Raw genomic sequence first — 14809 nt, forward strand, 5'->3', positions numbered from 1 at the left:
GGTATGAAAACATTTCAAACCCTTCAAGAACTTGCAGCATGCATCGGTCAAACCGTGGCCGTGTCACCTTGGACCGAAATCACCCAAGAACAGGTCAATATGTTTGCCGAGGCCACAGGCGATCATCAGTGGATTCACATCGATGTTGAGAAAGCCAAGGCCGGCCCATTTGGCGCGCCCATTGCGCATGGCTTTCTTACCTTGTCGCTCATTCCCAAGTTGTCTCAAAGCGCCATCAAAATTGAAAATGTGCGCATGGGCGTGAACTATGGCTTGAACAAAGTTCGGTTCACTTCACCTGTGCCAGTGGGCAGCAAATTGCGGGGCCACATGAAACTGCTCAATGCGGTGCCCATTGATGGCAACGGCATGCAGTTCACTTGGGAAATGAGCATTGAGCGTGAAGGCTCTGAAAAACCCGCTTGCATTGCGGAGTCCTTGGCGCGCTATTACGTCTGAGCCTTGTCGTTTAAGTTTTAACGTTTGAGCCTTGACGTTTAAGGTTTAGCAAAGCCATTTTGGCGCCAAGCTTCATACACCGTGACAGCCACACTGTTGGACAAGTTCAAACTGCGCTGACCCTCAAGCATTGGCAGTTTCAAACGGTTGGCCGGTGTAAAACTTTCGCGCAATTCGGGCGCAAGGCCTCGAGTCTCGGCGCCAAAAACCAGCCAGTCGCCTTTTTGAAAAGACGTGTCATGCACAAAGCGTGTGCCCTTTGTGGTGAGGGCAAACAAACGGGCAGGGTCGGGTTGTTCGGAGGCTAAAAACTCTGACCAGTTGGCATGCCTTTTGACCATGGCGTACTCATGGTAGTCAAGACCCGCTCGGCGCATGTGCTTGTCTTCCATAGAAAAGCCAAGCGGTTCAATGAGGTGCAAAGCGCAACCCGTGTTGGCCGCCAAGCGAATCACGTTGCCCGTGTTGGGCGGAATTTCAGGTTCAACCAAAACAATTTGAAACATGGCGCTATTGTCCTTGTTTTAAAGCTGCCTTAAGCCGGTGTTCTGGCAAACACCAATGCGCACACATGCGCTGCGCCTGCTTGCTTTAAAACCCGCGCTGCGGCTTCAAGGGTGGCGCCACTGGTCATGACATCGTCAATGAGCATCACTCGCTGGCCTCGCAGCTTGGCGGCCATCAAAGGCGCTACTGCAAAAGCACCGTTCAAGTTGGTGAGTCTTTCGGGCCGGGGGAGGGTGCTTTGCGCGGGGGTGTGCCGCATTCTCATCAAGCTGTGTGGGTGCGTTTTTTGTAAAGATAACTTTTGTGACAGCAGCAAGGATTGGTTGTAGCCTCTTTCGGCCAAACGCTTGAACGAAAGTGGAATTGGAATCAGTGCGTCTGCTAGTTCGATGGCATCGGCAGCAAAGGGCGCGTTTTGCATGAGCAAGGCAAAATGACTTGCCCAACTGGCTTGGTCCTGAAACTTAAATTCTGCAATGAGCGAGGTCCAAGGCCAAACATAAGCCATGGCTGTCCAGCAGGCATTGAGTGCGCTGGGTGTTTGAAGACAGGCTGAGCAAATTTTGAGGCTTGATTCAGAAGCGCAGCGCTGGCATCTGGGTACAGGTTGACCAAAAGCCCCTACACAGGCACTGCAAATGGCATGTGAGGGCCAAGCTTTGCAAATGGCGCATTGGCTAGGAAGGTGCATTGCAAATCAATATACTTCGCTCACGCCATTCAAACCATTCATGGCATTACAAAACGCTTTCAATCCCATGCCTCACGAACGTCCTCCAAGCCTAGACCCCATTGCTGCTCGCAGATGGGCCACCCTGGCCTTGGGTTCAAAGCCCTTCAAGCCAAGCCGCATCGAATCGCCTTGGCTGCACGAAGAAGTGGCGCGCCGCATGGAGGAAAGATTGGCCTTCATTCGATTGCAACCCAAGTCTTGGGTGTGCTGGAACCCTGTGCGAGCAGGGCTGAATATTTTGGCTTTGTTGCGCAAGCGTTACCCGAAAGCCATTGGGCATTTGTATGCCGATCGAGCAGCGGAGGTCGAATGGGTGCAATCTACTTTTCGCGCACCTTGGTGGAAACCAAAACGTTGGTTTCAAACACAGCTCAAGTCTGAGCTCTTGAAGTCTCACAGCGTCGATCTGGTTTGGGCCAACATGTTGCTGCATCAAGCGGCAGACCCTGAAACTCTCTTGGCCGAATGGCACCGTGTGTTGGCCGTGGATGGTTTTGTGATGTTTTCTTGTTTGGGCCCTGACACACTGCAAGAATTGAGAGCGGTTTATGCCGAGATGGGCTGGCCCATGCCTAGCCATGAATTTACCGACATGCATGATTGGGGCGACATGTTGGTGCATGCTGGTTTTGCAGAGCCGGTGATGGACATGGAAAAAATCACCTTGACCTACGTCAACTCCGAGAAATTACTCAGTGACCTTAGGGTTATTGGGCGTAATTTTCATGTCAGCAGATTTCAAGGAATGAGGGGTCGAAATTGGTTGAAACAATTTCACACGGCACTCCTTCGTTTGGCCCAAAAAGACTCGGAAGGCCGACTGGCTCTCACTTTCGAGGTGGTTTATGGTCACGCTTTAAAGCCTCAGGCGCGTGTGAAAGTTGCGCCGCAAAGCCACATCGGTTTAGAGGATATGCGCCAAATGCTTATAAATCCGCAAAAGAAATCAAATCAACTTTGATAAAGCGCAAAGTCGGCCTTCAACTCGGTTAAAATTTCGCCCGTTGAGCTTGTACATCAACAGTCCTTTTTGGGCTGTGGTTTAAGTCTCTCGCGTGATTCCTTTTGTAATAACTGTAGTGGTTTCATTTTGAAACTTGGAAGTTAGTGAAAACTATGAAGAGCATTTCCAAAACATTGGTGTCTTTGCTGGGCAAAGCTGGCATTTGGGCTGGCGCTTGGGTGGCAACTGCCGCTTACGCTGTCAAAGACTTGCCTGGCGGCCCCGCAGTCAATCAGTTGGATTTCCATCCTGCTGTAACCAAAATTGCTGAAGAGCAACACTCTCTTCATGTGTTCATGATGATTTTGTGCACCGTCATTTTTGTGGCTGTGTTCGCTGTCATGTTCTACTCCATTTGGAAGCACCGCAAATCGGTAGGCCACAAGCCCGCCACATTCCATGAGTCCATGACAGTTGAAGTCATTTGGACCATCGTGCCCTTCATCATTGTGATCTTGATGGCTTTGCCCGCTACCAAAGTGCTGGTGGCCCAAAAAGACACCACCAACGCCGACCTCACCATCAAAGCCACGGGCTATCAGTGGAAGTGGGGCTACGACTACATCAAGGGCGAAGGTGAAGGCATTGGTTTCATCTCTACCCTGGACAACGCTCAGCGCGAAATGTCCAACACAGGCAAGCCTTCAGGCGATGACTATTTGCTCAAGGTAGACAACCCCATGGTGGTGCCTGTCGGCAAAAAAATCCGCATCATCACCACCGCCAATGACGTGATTCACGCCTTTGCTGTGCCTGCTTTTGGTATCAAGCAAGACGCCATTCCAGGCTTCGTGCGCGACACCTGGTTCCGTGCTGAAAAAACCGGCCTCTTCTACGGTCAGTGCCAAGAGTTGTGCGGCAAAGAACACGCCTACATGCCTATCAATGTGAGGGTGGTGTCCGCTGAAGATTATTCCAAGTGGGTTGAAGATGAGAAGAAAAAAATGGCTGCCAAAGCCGATGACCCCACCAAAGTTTGGGCCTTAGAAGATTCAATCAAGCGCGGCGAAAAGGTTTACGCGGCCAATTGCGTGGCTTGCCACCAAGCTGCTGGTAAGGCTGTAGGCTCAATCAAGGCATTGGACGGTTCTGCTCTGGTCTTGAATGCCGACAAATCGAAGCAAATTGCAGTGTTGCTCAACGGTCAAAACAACCAAGCCATGCCTGCATGGAAGCAGTTGTCCGATACCGATATTGCTGCTGTGATCACGTACACCAAAAACAATTGGTCTAACAAAACTGGGCAAGTCGTTCAACCCGCCGAAGTGCTGGCTGCACGCAAGTAATCAGGTACTTTTAAGAGTATTTAAAGGAATCAAAGATGAGCGCTGTTCTCCATCCTCACGATCAAGCCCACGGTCATGATGCCCATGACCATCACGGTGCCCCCACGGGCTGGCGCCGTTGGGTGTATGCCACCAACCACAAAGACATCGGTACTTTGTACTTGTTGTTCAGCTTTGCCATGTTCATGATTGGCGGTATCTTGGCGCTGCTCATTCGCGTCGAGTTGTACCAGCCAGGCTTGCAACTGGTCAATCCTGAGTTGTTCAACCAACTCACCACCATGCACGGACTGATCATGGTGTTCGGCGCCATCATGCCGGCCTTTGTGGGCTTTGCCAACTGGATGATCCCGCTGCAAATTGGCGCATCCGACATGGCTTTTGCGCGCATGAACAACTTCAGCTTCTGGCTCATGATTCCTGCTGCCATCATGTTGGCAGGTTCTTTCTTCATGCCCGGTGGCGCACCTGCTGCTGGCTGGACTTTGTACGCACCCCTCACATTGCAAATGGGTCCTTCCATGGACGCCGGTATTTTTGCGTTGCACATCTTGGGTGCCTCATCCATCATGGGCTCCATCAACATTATTGTGACCATCTTGAACATGCGTGCCCCTGGCATGACGCTCATGAAGATGCCCATGTTTGCTTGGACATGGCTCATTACGGCCTATTTGTTGATTGCGGTCATGCCTGTGTTGGCCGGCGCCATTACCATGACGCTTACTGACCGTCACTTCGGTACCAGCTTCTTCAACCCCGCTGGCGGCGGCGACCCTGTCATGTACCAGCACATCTTCTGGTTCTTCGGTCACCCCGAGGTATACATCATGATTTTGCCGGCCTTCGGCATCATCAGCCAAGTGGTTCCTGCTTTCTCGCGCAAAAAGTTGTTTGGTTACGCCTCCATGGTTTACGCCACTTCTTCCATTGCCATTTTGTCTTTCATCGTGTGGGCACACCACATGTTTACAACCGGCATGCCTGTGACAGGCCAGTTGTTCTTCATGTACGCCACCATGTTGATTGCAGTGCCAACCGCTGTGAAAATTTTCAACTGGATTGCCACCATGTGGCGCGGCTCCATGACGTTTGAAACTCCCATGTTGTTTGCCATTGGCTTCATCTTTGTGTTCACCATGGGCGGCTTCACAGGTTTGATCTTGGCCATGGCGCCTATCGACATTCAATTGCAAGACACCTATTACGTGGTGGCTCACTTCCACTATGTGTTGGTGGCGGGTTCTTTGTTTGCCATGTTCTCTGGCGCTTACTACTGGCTGCCAAAGTGGACAGGCGTGATGTACAACGAAGGCCGCGGCAAGATTCACTTCTGGTGGTCGCTTATTTCCTTCAACGTCACCTTCTTCCCCATGCACTTCTTGGGCTTGGCCGGCATGCCACGTCGTTATGCCGACTACCCCATGCAGTTTGCCGACTTCAATGCGCTGGCCTCAGTGGGTGGTTTCTTGTTCGGTTTTGCACAGGTTTACTTCTTCTTGTTTGTGGTTCTGCCTTGCATGCGCGGCAAAGGTGAAAAAGCACCTCAAAAGCCATGGGAAGCCTCCGAAGGTTTGGAGTGGGAAGTTCCATCTCCTGCACCTTTCCACACATTTGAAAACCCACCCAAGTTGGATGCTACGGCAACCCGCGTGATTGGTTAACTTGGAAATATTGATCATGGCCGCAACCCCTGAACAAAAGAAAAGCAACACACGCTTGGGCCTCATCTTGGCCTCGGTGGCTTTGGTTTTCTTTTTGGGGTTCTTGGTCAAGATGCTCATGCTGACTTCCCGTTAAGCACCTTCTCCAAGCAAACATATGAGCCTGTACCGCGAAAATATCAAAATGGTGAGTAAGCTGGCCATTGTTGCGGCCGGCATGTTTGCGTTTGGTTATGCGCTCATTCCCATCTACAAGCACATCTGCGAAATGACAGGCATTAATATTCTGTCTATCTCAGAGCGGCAAGTGCCCGGCAATGGCATCACCGGAAAAGATGTGAAGCCAGGCAACACCCAAGTCGATTATTCGCGCACCATCACGGTAGAGTTTGATGCCAACTCGCGTGGTCCCTGGGACTTCAAGCCTGCGCAAAGTTCTGTGCAGGTTCACCCTGGTGAACTCGCCACGGTAATGTACCAATTTCAAAACGTGCAAAACAGGCGCATGGCTGCACAAGCCATTCCCAGCTATGCACCCAATCAGGCAGCAGCTCACTTCAACAAAATGGAGTGTTTTTGCTTTAACCAATACACCTTGGAGCCTGGTGAAAAGAAAGAATGGCCGGTGGCCTTTGTGATTGACCCTAAGCTTTCCAAAGACGTCACCACCATCACTTTGTCGTACACATTTTTTGAGGTGGGCGGCAAAACGCCCGCAGCACCAGCATCTACACCCGTGGCGCTAGCACCGGCTTCTTTGTTCACACCCAAGGCGGGTTCATGAGCAGCCATCAAGTGCCATTTTTGCGAACTGTGCAAGCAGTTTTGTGGTCCTTCATTGGTTTGAGAAAAAACAGCGAAGGCCAAGAAGACATGGCCAAGCTCAACCCCTTCCATGTGTTGGTGGTGGGACTGTGTTTGGCATTGATCTTTGTGGTGGGCTTAATCGCCCTCGTCAATTGGGTGGTGGCACAGCCCATCACCTTGTAATTTATTGAGACAGATTTGGTTTAAGAGAGAGCAGGAGCAAGCATGAGTTCTACATCACACGGCACAACGCCTTACTACTACGTTCCCAATGCATCACGCCATCCGGTCATGGCCGCGTTTGGCTTGTTCTTGGTGATCTTGGGCGCTGGCCAATGGATCAATGGTGAAGAGTGGGGCAAGTACTCGCTGTTTGCAGGTTTGGCTTGGTGGTTGGTTGTTTTGTACCAATGGTTCAGTGACGCCATCAGCGAAAGCGAAGGCGGCATGTACAGTCGCAAAATTGATTTGTCGTTCCGTTGGAGCATGACCTGGTTCATCTTCTCTGAGGTGATGTTCTTTGGTGCCTTCTTCACGGCTTTGTGGTGGGCTCGTTCACATTCCGTGCCTGCTCTGGGTGGCTTGGAAAATGCCCTCTTGTGGCCCGACTTCAAAGCGGTGTGGCCTTCTGTGGCTGCCGGCGCTACAGCATCTCCCGCTGGCATTGTTGAGCCCTTCCAAACCATGGGACCTTTCTGGTTGCCCACCATCAACACCGCTTTGTTGTTAACTTCTGGCGTCACCCTGACCATTGCTCACCATGCTTTGCAGCACGGTGACCGCAGCAAAACCATCAAGTTCATGTGGATGACGGTGTTGTTGGGCATGGTCTTCTTGTTTGTTCAAGGCTACGAATATGCCCATGCATGGGGCGATTTAAACCTGAAGCTCAGCTCAGGTATTTATGGCTCTACCTTCTACATGCTCACAGGCTTCCACGGTTTCCACGTGTTTGTGGGCATGCTCATGTTGTTGTTCATTACTTTGCGTTTGCAAAAGGGCCATTTCACCAAAGACCGTCATTTCGGCTTTGAAGGTGCGGCTTGGTACTGGCACTTCGTTGACGTGGTTTGGCTTGGTTTGTACATCTTGGTTTACTGGATGTAAGCAGGCTTGGCCCAAGAAAAAAGCGCCCTTGGGCGCTTTTTTTGTGAATGGCTTTGTGAAGGACTGTTTTTAAGCACCAGCCGGAATGCCAGAGGGTTGGATGTAGCCCAATTGCCAAGCTATCAAGATGCAAATAAAGAGGACAATCGACAAGCCCACGCGAAAAGCCAAGGCCTTGACCATATTGCCTTTGGGTGGTGGCGCAACAGTTTCACCCTCCGCAGGATCTGATGGGTTTTTTACGCCGCCGCGCATCATGTAAAAAAGGGCGGAGGCCAGGCTGGCCAAAATGCCAAAGAAGGCTAGTGCAACAATGATTTTCATGAACGGAATTATCGGATGAGTTGGTCAGCATTGTCAGCGCCATTTCAAAAGAACACACAGCTTCAATTGGTACTGTGGTTCTTGTTGGCGTCGGTGTGCGTGGCCATTGCGTGTTCTTTGGGGTTTTGGCAATTGGGCAGGGCGCAAACCAAGCTCGATTGGCAGGCACAAATCACTCAAAAGGCCCAAATGCCAGCCTTGGATGGTGCGGCTTTGGGTGCGCAGCAAGACACAGAAGGTAAGCGCTCAGATTTGTTGCATCGCCCTGTTCAGCTAGAAGGCGAATGGGTAGACAAGCACACCGTCTTTTTGGACAACCGCCAGATGAATGCGCGGCCAGGTTTTTATGTGCTCACCCCCTTCAAGGTACAAGCCACCGGTGCCGTGGTGTTGGTGCAGCGCGGCTGGGTGGGCAGAGACTTTATCGACCGCACACGCTTACCAACCATTCAAACACCTTCAGGCGTGGTCTCTCTAAAAGGCTTGATAGCCTTGCCGCCATCCAAGCTTTACGCTCTGGGCGAGGAGGCCAAGGCCGTAATACGGCAAAATCTAGACTTGCAAGATTTTCGTCTTGAGACTGGCTTGCCCTTGTTGGAAATCTCAGTTGTTCAAGTAGGTGCAGCGTCTGAAGGCTTGCTGCGTGAATGGCCTCAGGTTGCTTCAGGTGTTCAGAAACACTACGGTTATGCCTTCCAATGGTTTGGTTTGGCACTTTTGATTGCATTGCTTTATGTCTGGTTCCAAATTGTCCGACCCCGTCTCAAATCCAAAGCCACAGCCCCTCGCTGAACAAGCCCAAGGGGAAGATGCACCTTTGGGCTTGACGGTGCACTCTATGCCAAACCCTACAGAGGTGGTCTTGGCCGATGAAAAGCGCACGCGATCAGGACGCTGGAAAATGTTGGCCGTGTTGCTGGTGTGCGCTTCACCCGTCATTGCGTCTTACTTCACCTACTACGTCATTCGTCCCGAAGGTCGGCGTAACCACGGCGAGCTGATTGACCCACAGCGCACCTTGCCGGCCCTTGAAGCCACCAAAATCAGTGGCGAAAAAGTACCTTTCAATTCACTCAAAGGCCAGTGGCTGTTGGTCAGTGTGGCCGATGCGTCATGCAATGAAACCTGTCAAAAGCATTTGTATTTTCAGCGTCAATTGCGCGAGTCATTGGGCAAAGAAAAAGAACGCATTGATTGGGTTTGGTTGGCCACAGGCGATGCCCCTGTAGATGAAAAGCTTCTGCCCGCCCTGTCGCAAGCCACCGTCTTGCGTGTCAACGAGCAAAGCCTTTCCGAATGGTTGCAACCTGCAGCAGGTCGTCAATTGCCAGACCATTTGTACGTGGTTGACCCCATGGGCAATTGGATGATGCGCTTTCCGCCAGGCATTGATTTGAGTGCTGCCTCCAAAGCCAAAAAAGATCTAGATCGCTTGCTAAGAGCTTCATCTTTCTGGGACACACCAGGCCGATAAAAAATGAACGAAGTCGATCTGTACAACCTCTCACCCACCCTGCGTTTGCTGGGCATGGGCGTGCTCATTGCATTGCTGCCCTTGGTGTGGACGTTGTACAGCAATCGCCGCAATTCTGTGAATTCCAAATTGCGCGCCATCACCGTGCTTACTTTGTTTCTCACATTCGATTTGGTTTTGTTTGGCTCTTTCACACGGCTCACCGACTCTGGTTTGGGTTGCCCCGATTGGCCCGGCTGCTATGGCAGCGCAAGCCCCATAGGGGCTGTGGCGCACATTGACGCCGCCGAAGCCGCCATGCCCACAGGCCCTGTCACGCACAGCAAAGCATGGATTGAAATGATTCACCGCTACCTGGCCACGGCGGTGGGTTTCTTGATATTGGTGTTGGCCATTAGCAGCACTTGGCAGCGTTGGAAAGGCCAATACAGTTTCAATGGGGCTTGGCAAGTCAAACCTTTTTGGGCCTGGGTCACCTTGTTTTGGGTGTGCATGCAGGGTGCGTTTGGCGCACTGACGGTTACCATGAAACTGTTTCCGGCCATTGTCACTTTGCACCTGCTGGGTGGCATTGGCTTGTTGGTGTTGTTGTCTGCGCAAGTGGCGTGGAAGCCAGAATCTCAACGCCAAGCCATTGCGCCGCTACACCGCCAACTGATTTGGATTGCCGCTGCGTTGCTCACCTTGCAAATTGCGATGGGCGCTTGGGTAAGCACCAACTATGCGGTGCTGGCCTGCGACGGCTTTCCCGATTGCAATGGCCAGTGGTGGCCTGCCTGGAACTCGCAAGGTTTTCAAATTTGGCGCAGCCTTGGCATGGATGCAGCGGGCCAATTGCTGCCCATGGAAGCTTTGGTGTCTATTCACTTTGTACACCGTCTCATGGCCTTGGTGGTGTTCTCATTTGCGGCTTTCATGGTGTGGCAATTTAAAAAAGCCAACATCCTACCGGGCCTAACCCGCCTTCTTTATGTATTCTTAGCGCTACAGCTCATTACCGGCCTGTCCAACGTGGTGCTCGGTTGGCCATTGTTGGCTGCTGTGGCCCATACGGGCGGTGCAGGCGCCATCATGATGACACTCACCTACATGCTGAGCCGAAGCAAAACGCATTGACAATGAACATGATTATTTTGACAAGAAGAACTATTGCATGAGCACCGCTGCCGAACTACAAGCTGGCTCACCTTGGCGCCAGTATTACGCGCTCATGAAGCCCCGCGTGGTGCAACTCATTGTGTTTTGCGCTCTCATTGGCATGGTCTTGGCGGTGCCAGGTGTGCCCACTTGGGCCGAAGTGTGGTTGGGCTTTGTGGCCTGTGTGGGCATTTGGTTGGTGGCTGGTGCTGCCGCTGCTTTCAATTGCTTGATTGAAAAAAGCATCGACGCTCAAATGAAGCGCACGGCATGGCGCCCCACCGCCAAAGGCCAGTTGAGCGACATGCAAGCCTTGTTGTTTTCAGGCGTGCTGTGCAGCATTGGCTCGGTTATTTTGTACTTTGCAGTCAATCCTCTCACCATGTGGCTCACCTTTGCCACGTTTGTGGGCTACGCCATCATTTACACCGTCATTTTGAAACCGCTCACACCGCAAAACATTGTGATTGGAGGCGCATCTGGCGCCATGCCGCCCGTGTTGGGTTGGGCTGCTATGACCAACAATGTTGGCCCTGAAGCACTCATTCTTTTCTTGATTATTTTCTTGTGGACGCCGCCGCATTTTTGGGCGCTGGCCTTGTATCGCGTGGAAGACTATCGCAAGTCGGGCCTGCCCATGTTGCCCGTGACGCATGGCAATGAATTCACTCGGCTTCAAATTTTGCTTTACACCTTTGTGCTCATGGCCTCATGCCTAATGCCCTTTGCCTATGGCATGAGCTCTTGGCTCTACCTTGCAGCGGCAGTGGTTTTAAGTGTCATGTTCATTGGCTATGCCTGGGCTTTGTGGCGCAATTACTCAGACGAGCTGGCGCGCAAAACCTTCAAGTTTTCGCTCATTCATTTGAGCGTGTTGTTTGCGGCTTTGTTGATCGATCACTATTTGTTTTAATTTACTCAAACTTTGTCATGCTTAAAAGTAAAAGTTTTTTTGCGCCATGGTTGAGATGCTTGTCGGTCTTAACCCTTGTTGCCTCGTTGCTGGGTTTGGCTGCTTGCTCAGAGCCAAAGCCTGCATTCAAAGGCGTTGATATCACCGGTGCCGATTACGCCAAAGAATTGAACTTGCCCGATCAAAATGGCCAGGTGCGCAAGCTGCAAGACTTTTCAGGTAAGTTGGTGGTGGTGTTCTTTGGCTATACCCAATGCCCTGATGTGTGTCCTACCACCATGCAAGAGTTGGCTGAAGTGAAGCGTTTGCTAGGGCCTGATGGCGACAAACTCATAGCCGTGTTTGTCACGGTTGACCCTGAACGCGACACCACCGAATTGTTAAAGGCTTATGTTGAGAATTTTGACGCCAGCTTTGTGGCCTTGAGACCAACGCAGGAGCAACTTCCTGCCATAGCCAAAGAGTTCAAAATTTACTTCAAGCGGGTGGAAGGCAAAACTCCTACCAGCTACACCATGGACCATTCTGCGGGCAGCTACACCTTTGACACGCAAGGCAGAGTGCGCTTGTTCAACCGTTATGGCATGGGCGCACAGGCGCTGGCAGATGACTTCAAGTTGCTTTTGAAATAAGGCAAATTAAGCCTCAGCGTATTCCGTTAACGCCGCTTTCATTTTCTTCATGGCCGCCACTTCAATTTGGCGAATGCGCTCAGCGCTTACGCCAAACTCATCGGCCAAGTCGTGAAGGGTTAAGCCGCCCGAGCCATCGTCGTTCACTTTGAGCCAACGCTCTTCCACAATTCTGCGGCTGCGTTCGTCAAGCGAAGCCAATGCGGTGGCAATGCCATCGCTGGCCATCATGTCGCGCTGGTGGGCTTCAATCATGGCGGTGGGTTCGTGGTGCGCATCGGCCAAATAAGCAATGGGGCCATAGGCTACTTCGCCATCGTCTGAGGGCGAGGGGTCGAGCAGCACATCGCCGCCAGACATGCGCGTTTCCATTTCCATCACTTCTTCGCGTTTGACATGGAGGTCTTTGGCCATGCTGTCAATTTGAGAAGAGGTAAGGGTGTCGCGGTGCGTACCAGTGGCTTCATCGGCTTCGGCTTTGAGGCCTTGCTTCATAGAGCGCAAGTTGAAAAACAATTTGCGCTGTGCCTTGGTGGTGGCCACTTTGACCATGCGCCAGTTCTTCAAGATGTACTCGTGAATTTCGGCCTTGATCCAGTGCATGGCGTAGCTCACCAAGCGCACACCTTGATCGGGGTCGTAGCGTTTGACGGCTTTCATCAAACCGATGTTGCCTTCTTGAATGAGGTCGGCGTGGGGCAGGCCATAGCCCAAGTATTGGCGTGCTACAGAAACCACCACGCGCAGATGCGAGAGCACCAACTTACTGGCTGACTCAAGGTCATTTTCGTTTTTCAGTTTGCGTGCAAACTCTTGCTCTTGCTCTGGGGTGAGCATGGGCATGCGGTTGACCGCAGAAATGTAAGCATCGAGGTGACCCAACGAAGGCACGACGGCCCATGGGTTTTTCAGGGTGACCGCAGTGTCTAGGGATCCAGCGAGGTTTGTCATACCAGAACTCCTTTCCATAATGGTAGGAATTTTAGCACTCTCTTATGGGGAGTGCTAAATATATAACTTATTGATTTTATTGATATTTATCAATAAACCGGACTGGAAATGAGGTCTTGTAGTGCGTCTTCTGGGATCAGTGCACCTCGGTATTGAATGACTCTTGAGGCGACGGCATTGCCAAACTCGGCTGCTCTTTGGGCGCTGGCGCCGCATAGGCGTCGGCTTAAATAGGCTGCCGCAAAGGCATCGCCCGCAGCGGTTGTGTCAATGACCTGTTGAACGCTGAGGGTGGGAATGCTCAGCCATTCCTTGGTTTTCTCTGGCCTCACCAAGGTATGTTCAGCCCCGCGTTTGATGACAAGCTCAGGGATGGTCAAACTTTTTGCATGGACCAAGGCTTCTTCTAAGGAGTTGCTTTCAAACACAGCTTGATGATCGTCCAAAGTGATCAAGGCGGTATGGCACGTTGCAAAAGCTTGAAGATAAATCTCTTGTGCCAGTTTGCGATCAGGCCAGAGCTTGGGCCTAAAGTTGTTGTCAAACACGACTCGACAGCCATTGAGCTGAGCCTGCTTTAACAATGCAAACATTCGGGTGCGCGAAGCGGCATCCAAAATAGCCAGTGAAATACCACTAAAGTAAAGACAATCAAATCGATTCAAATTTTTTTCAAGGGCCGTGACAGACGCTTGAAAGTACGCTCGGGCTGCACTGTTTTCTCGCCAAAAATGAAAAGTGCGTTCGCCGTTTGAATCGGTTTCAATCAAATACATGCCTGGCAATCTGCCTTCAATGTATTCCACGGTGTTTAAGTTGAGACCTAGTTTTTCCCACTCATTGCGCAGTATTTGGCTGAGGTGATCTGTGCCCAGGCCGCTGGTGTAGCTCACTTCAATTTTGTCGGGTGATGAGCAACGCCGCAAATACACAGCTGTATTGAAGGTGTCGCCACCGTAAGAAAGAACCGATGGCCCAAAGCCATTGGCTTGCACTTCCAACATGCATTCTCCAATGGCAACAAATTGAAGAGGCTTCAAGATGGATTTAGCTTTTGAAGCGTTGTGCAAGAGCTGTGGCGCTGTCACGCAAGACATTTTGATCTGCGCCTACAGCCACAAACAAACAGCCCTGTGCCACGCAATGTTGCGCCAATGCCTCATCGCCTGTGAGAATGCCAGGCGCTTTGCCGCAGGCTTTGATGCGGGCAATGGCATCGTCAATTGCTTTCAACACATCGGGGTGCTTGGGGTTGGCCAAGTGACCCAGAGCCGCAGACAAATCGCCTGGGCCAATGAACACACCATCAACGCCATCGACATTGGCAATGGCTTCTAAATTATCCAAGCCTTGTAGCGTTTCCACTTGAAGCAATAAGCACAACTCTTCGGCATTGTGGTGCGCGTAGTCTTTGATGCGACCGTAATTGCTGGCTCTGGGAGCGCCCGCATAGCCGCGAACGCCATGCGGTGGATAGCGGGTGTAGGCCACTGCGTTGCGGGCTTCTTCTGCGGTTTGAATGTAGGGCACCAACAAGTTTTGTACACCAATATCGAGCAATCGTTTGAAAGTTACCATGTCATTCCAAGGGGGGCGCACGATGGGGGTGGCGGTTCCGCCTTTCATGGCTTGAAGTTGAGCCAAGATTTCACTCAAGTCGTTGGGGGAATGCTCCATGTCAAGCAGCAGCCAGTCGTAGCCGCAGTCTGCCAATATTTCGATGCTGATGGGGCTGCACAAATGTGACCAGAGGCCAATTTGTTTTTGTCCACTGAGAATGGCTTGTTTGAATTTATTGTGAATGGCTTGCAT

Annotated in this window: 19 protein-coding genes; 13 read left to right on the forward strand and 6 right to left on the reverse strand. The window is 51.5% G+C overall.

Features of this window, described 5'->3' with window-relative positions; all coding sequences use genetic code 11:
- The first annotated feature begins 3 nt into the window (after positions 1–3).
- On the forward strand, positions 4–459 hold the full coding sequence (locus B9Z32_RS07010; RefSeq protein ID WP_108420538.1) for a MaoC family dehydratase: 456 nt from the start codon (positions 4–6) through the stop codon (positions 457–459).
- A gap of 38 nt (positions 460–497) precedes the next feature.
- On the opposite strand, the gene trmL is transcribed toward B9Z32_RS07010, so the two are convergent.
- Together trmL and B9Z32_RS07020 are read right to left on the reverse strand one after the other, a co-directional pair.
- Entirely contained in the window at positions 498–965 is a 468-nt protein-coding gene (gene trmL / locus B9Z32_RS07015; RefSeq protein ID WP_108420539.1) for a tRNA (uridine(34)/cytosine(34)/5-carboxymethylaminomethyluridine(34)-2'-O)-methyltransferase TrmL, read from the reverse strand.
- A gap of 29 nt (positions 966–994) precedes the next feature.
- Positions 995–1657, reverse strand: coding sequence for a ComF family protein (locus B9Z32_RS07020; protein WP_108420540.1), 663 nt, complete (start codon positions 1655–1657; stop codon positions 995–997).
- A gap of 67 nt (positions 1658–1724) precedes the next feature.
- Between B9Z32_RS07020 and B9Z32_RS07025 the strand changes: the two genes are divergently transcribed.
- The 7 genes from B9Z32_RS07025 to B9Z32_RS07050 all read left to right on the forward strand — a co-directional run bounded on the left by B9Z32_RS07025 (position 1725) and on the right by B9Z32_RS07050 (position 7566).
- Positions 1725–2660: a methyltransferase domain-containing protein gene (locus tag B9Z32_RS07025; protein WP_108421065.1), complete on the forward strand. Its 936-nt coding sequence runs from the start codon at positions 1725–1727 to the stop codon at positions 2658–2660.
- A 155-nt stretch (positions 2661–2815) separates the two neighbouring features.
- A complete protein-coding gene (gene coxB / locus B9Z32_RS07030; protein ID WP_108420541.1) occupies positions 2816–3988 on the forward strand; it encodes a cytochrome c oxidase subunit II in 1173 nt (390 codons plus the stop codon).
- A 35-nt stretch (positions 3989–4023) separates the two neighbouring features.
- Positions 4024–5652 carry a cytochrome c oxidase subunit I gene (gene ctaD / locus B9Z32_RS07035; RefSeq protein ID WP_108420542.1) on the forward strand — a complete coding sequence of 543 codons (1629 nt, stop codon included), beginning with the start codon at positions 4024–4026 and terminating at the stop codon, positions 5650–5652.
- Positions 5653–5668: 16 nt separating this feature from the next.
- On the forward strand, positions 5669–5788 hold the full coding sequence (locus tag B9Z32_RS14230) for a cytochrome oxidase small assembly protein (protein ID WP_233248119.1): 120 nt from the start codon (positions 5669–5671) through the stop codon (positions 5786–5788).
- Positions 5789–5809: 21 nt separating this feature from the next.
- Positions 5810–6436 (forward strand): cytochrome c oxidase assembly protein, encoded by a 627-nt coding sequence (locus B9Z32_RS07040; RefSeq protein WP_108420543.1) that lies wholly within the window; start codon positions 5810–5812, stop codon positions 6434–6436.
- Entirely contained in the window at positions 6433–6642 is a 210-nt protein-coding gene (locus B9Z32_RS07045) for a DUF2970 domain-containing protein (RefSeq protein ID WP_108420544.1), read from the forward strand. Before B9Z32_RS07040 ends, B9Z32_RS07045 begins: the two co-directional genes overlap by 4 nt.
- 42 nt (positions 6643–6684) lie before the next feature.
- The gene (locus tag B9Z32_RS07050) at positions 6685–7566 is read left to right on the forward strand and encodes a cytochrome c oxidase subunit 3 (RefSeq protein ID WP_108420545.1); all 882 of its coding nucleotides are present in this window, start codon (positions 6685–6687) and stop codon (positions 7564–7566) included.
- A gap of 69 nt (positions 7567–7635) precedes the next feature.
- Here the strand turns inward: B9Z32_RS07050 and B9Z32_RS07055 are convergent, their stop codons facing one another.
- Positions 7636–7890, reverse strand: a complete 255-nt coding sequence (locus B9Z32_RS07055; RefSeq protein WP_108420546.1) for a twin transmembrane helix small protein — start codon at positions 7888–7890, stop codon at positions 7636–7638.
- Positions 7891–7905: 15 nt separating this feature from the next.
- Between B9Z32_RS07055 and B9Z32_RS07060 the strand changes: the two genes are divergently transcribed.
- The 5 genes from B9Z32_RS07060 to B9Z32_RS07080 are packed head-to-tail and all read left to right on the forward strand — an operon-like array spanning position 7906 to position 12046.
- Positions 7906–8682: an SURF1 family protein gene (locus B9Z32_RS07060; RefSeq protein WP_108420547.1), complete on the forward strand. Its 777-nt coding sequence runs from the start codon at positions 7906–7908 to the stop codon at positions 8680–8682.
- Positions 8624–9364, forward strand: a complete 741-nt coding sequence (locus tag B9Z32_RS07065) for a hypothetical protein (RefSeq protein WP_108420548.1) — start codon at positions 8624–8626, stop codon at positions 9362–9364. The genes B9Z32_RS07060 and B9Z32_RS07065 overlap by 59 nt, the downstream gene beginning before the upstream one ends.
- A gap of 3 nt (positions 9365–9367) precedes the next feature.
- Positions 9368–10480: a heme A synthase gene (locus tag B9Z32_RS07070; protein ID WP_108420549.1), complete on the forward strand. Its 1113-nt coding sequence runs from the start codon at positions 9368–9370 to the stop codon at positions 10478–10480.
- 37 nt (positions 10481–10517) lie between these two features.
- Entirely contained in the window at positions 10518–11414 is an 897-nt protein-coding gene (gene cyoE, locus B9Z32_RS07075; RefSeq protein ID WP_108420550.1) for a heme o synthase, read from the forward strand.
- Between the two features lie 17 nt (positions 11415–11431).
- Positions 11432–12046 carry an SCO family protein gene (locus B9Z32_RS07080; RefSeq protein ID WP_108420551.1) on the forward strand — a complete coding sequence of 205 codons (615 nt, stop codon included), beginning with the start codon at positions 11432–11434 and terminating at the stop codon, positions 12044–12046.
- A gap of 6 nt (positions 12047–12052) precedes the next feature.
- Here B9Z32_RS07080 and rpoH read toward each other — a convergent pair whose 3' ends face one another.
- The 3 genes from rpoH to B9Z32_RS07095 all read right to left on the reverse strand — a co-directional run bounded on the left by rpoH (position 12053) and on the right by B9Z32_RS07095 (position 14809).
- Complete coding sequence (rpoH, locus tag B9Z32_RS07085; RefSeq protein WP_108420552.1) at positions 12053–12997, reverse strand: RNA polymerase sigma factor RpoH; 945 nt, start codon at positions 12995–12997, stop codon at positions 12053–12055.
- 89 nt (positions 12998–13086) lie between these two features.
- Positions 13087–14094: a sugar kinase gene (locus B9Z32_RS07090; RefSeq protein WP_108420553.1), complete on the reverse strand. Its 1008-nt coding sequence runs from the start codon at positions 14092–14094 to the stop codon at positions 13087–13089.
- Positions 14045–14809, reverse strand: a complete 765-nt coding sequence (locus B9Z32_RS07095; RefSeq protein WP_108420554.1) for an HpcH/HpaI aldolase/citrate lyase family protein — start codon at positions 14807–14809, stop codon at positions 14045–14047. The genes B9Z32_RS07090 and B9Z32_RS07095 overlap by 50 nt, the downstream gene beginning before the upstream one ends.

Origin of the sequence: Limnohabitans sp. MMS-10A-178 (assembly GCF_003063375.1) — a bacterium.
Classification (GTDB): domain Bacteria; phylum Pseudomonadota; class Gammaproteobacteria; order Burkholderiales; family Burkholderiaceae_C; genus Limnohabitans_A.

Coding starts and splice junctions, on each gene's coding strand:
- B9Z32_RS07010 (WP_108420538.1), top strand. CDS start 4: ATGAAAACATTTCAAACCCTTCAAGAACTTGCAGCATGCATCGGTCAA.
- trmL (WP_108420539.1), bottom strand. CDS start 965: ATGTTTCAAATTGTTTTGGTTGAACCTGAAATTCCGCCCAACACGGGC.
- B9Z32_RS07020 (WP_108420540.1), bottom strand. CDS start 1,657: ATGCACCTTCCTAGCCAATGCGCCATTTGCAAAGCTTGGCCCTCACAT.
- B9Z32_RS07025 (WP_108421065.1), top strand. CDS start 1,725: ATGCCTCACGAACGTCCTCCAAGCCTAGACCCCATTGCTGCTCGCAGA.
- coxB (WP_108420541.1), top strand. CDS start 2,816: ATGAAGAGCATTTCCAAAACATTGGTGTCTTTGCTGGGCAAAGCTGGC.
- ctaD (WP_108420542.1), top strand. CDS start 4,024: ATGAGCGCTGTTCTCCATCCTCACGATCAAGCCCACGGTCATGATGCC.
- B9Z32_RS14230 (WP_233248119.1), top strand. CDS start 5,669: ATGGCCGCAACCCCTGAACAAAAGAAAAGCAACACACGCTTGGGCCTC.
- B9Z32_RS07040 (WP_108420543.1), top strand. CDS start 5,810: ATGAGCCTGTACCGCGAAAATATCAAAATGGTGAGTAAGCTGGCCATT.
- B9Z32_RS07045 (WP_108420544.1), top strand. CDS start 6,433: ATGAGCAGCCATCAAGTGCCATTTTTGCGAACTGTGCAAGCAGTTTTG.
- B9Z32_RS07050 (WP_108420545.1), top strand. CDS start 6,685: ATGAGTTCTACATCACACGGCACAACGCCTTACTACTACGTTCCCAAT.
- B9Z32_RS07055 (WP_108420546.1), bottom strand. CDS start 7,890: ATGAAAATCATTGTTGCACTAGCCTTCTTTGGCATTTTGGCCAGCCTG.
- B9Z32_RS07060 (WP_108420547.1), top strand. CDS start 7,906: ATGAGTTGGTCAGCATTGTCAGCGCCATTTCAAAAGAACACACAGCTT.
- B9Z32_RS07065 (WP_108420548.1), top strand. CDS start 8,624: ATGTCTGGTTCCAAATTGTCCGACCCCGTCTCAAATCCAAAGCCACAG.
- B9Z32_RS07070 (WP_108420549.1), top strand. CDS start 9,368: ATGAACGAAGTCGATCTGTACAACCTCTCACCCACCCTGCGTTTGCTG.
- cyoE (WP_108420550.1), top strand. CDS start 10,518: ATGAGCACCGCTGCCGAACTACAAGCTGGCTCACCTTGGCGCCAGTAT.
- B9Z32_RS07080 (WP_108420551.1), top strand. CDS start 11,432: ATGCTTAAAAGTAAAAGTTTTTTTGCGCCATGGTTGAGATGCTTGTCG.
- rpoH (WP_108420552.1), bottom strand. CDS start 12,997: ATGACAAACCTCGCTGGATCCCTAGACACTGCGGTCACCCTGAAAAAC.
- B9Z32_RS07090 (WP_108420553.1), bottom strand. CDS start 14,094: ATGTCTTGCGTGACAGCGCCACAGCTCTTGCACAACGCTTCAAAAGCT.
- B9Z32_RS07095 (WP_108420554.1), bottom strand. CDS start 14,809: ATGCAAGCCATTCACAATAAATTCAAACAAGCCATTCTCAGTGGACAA.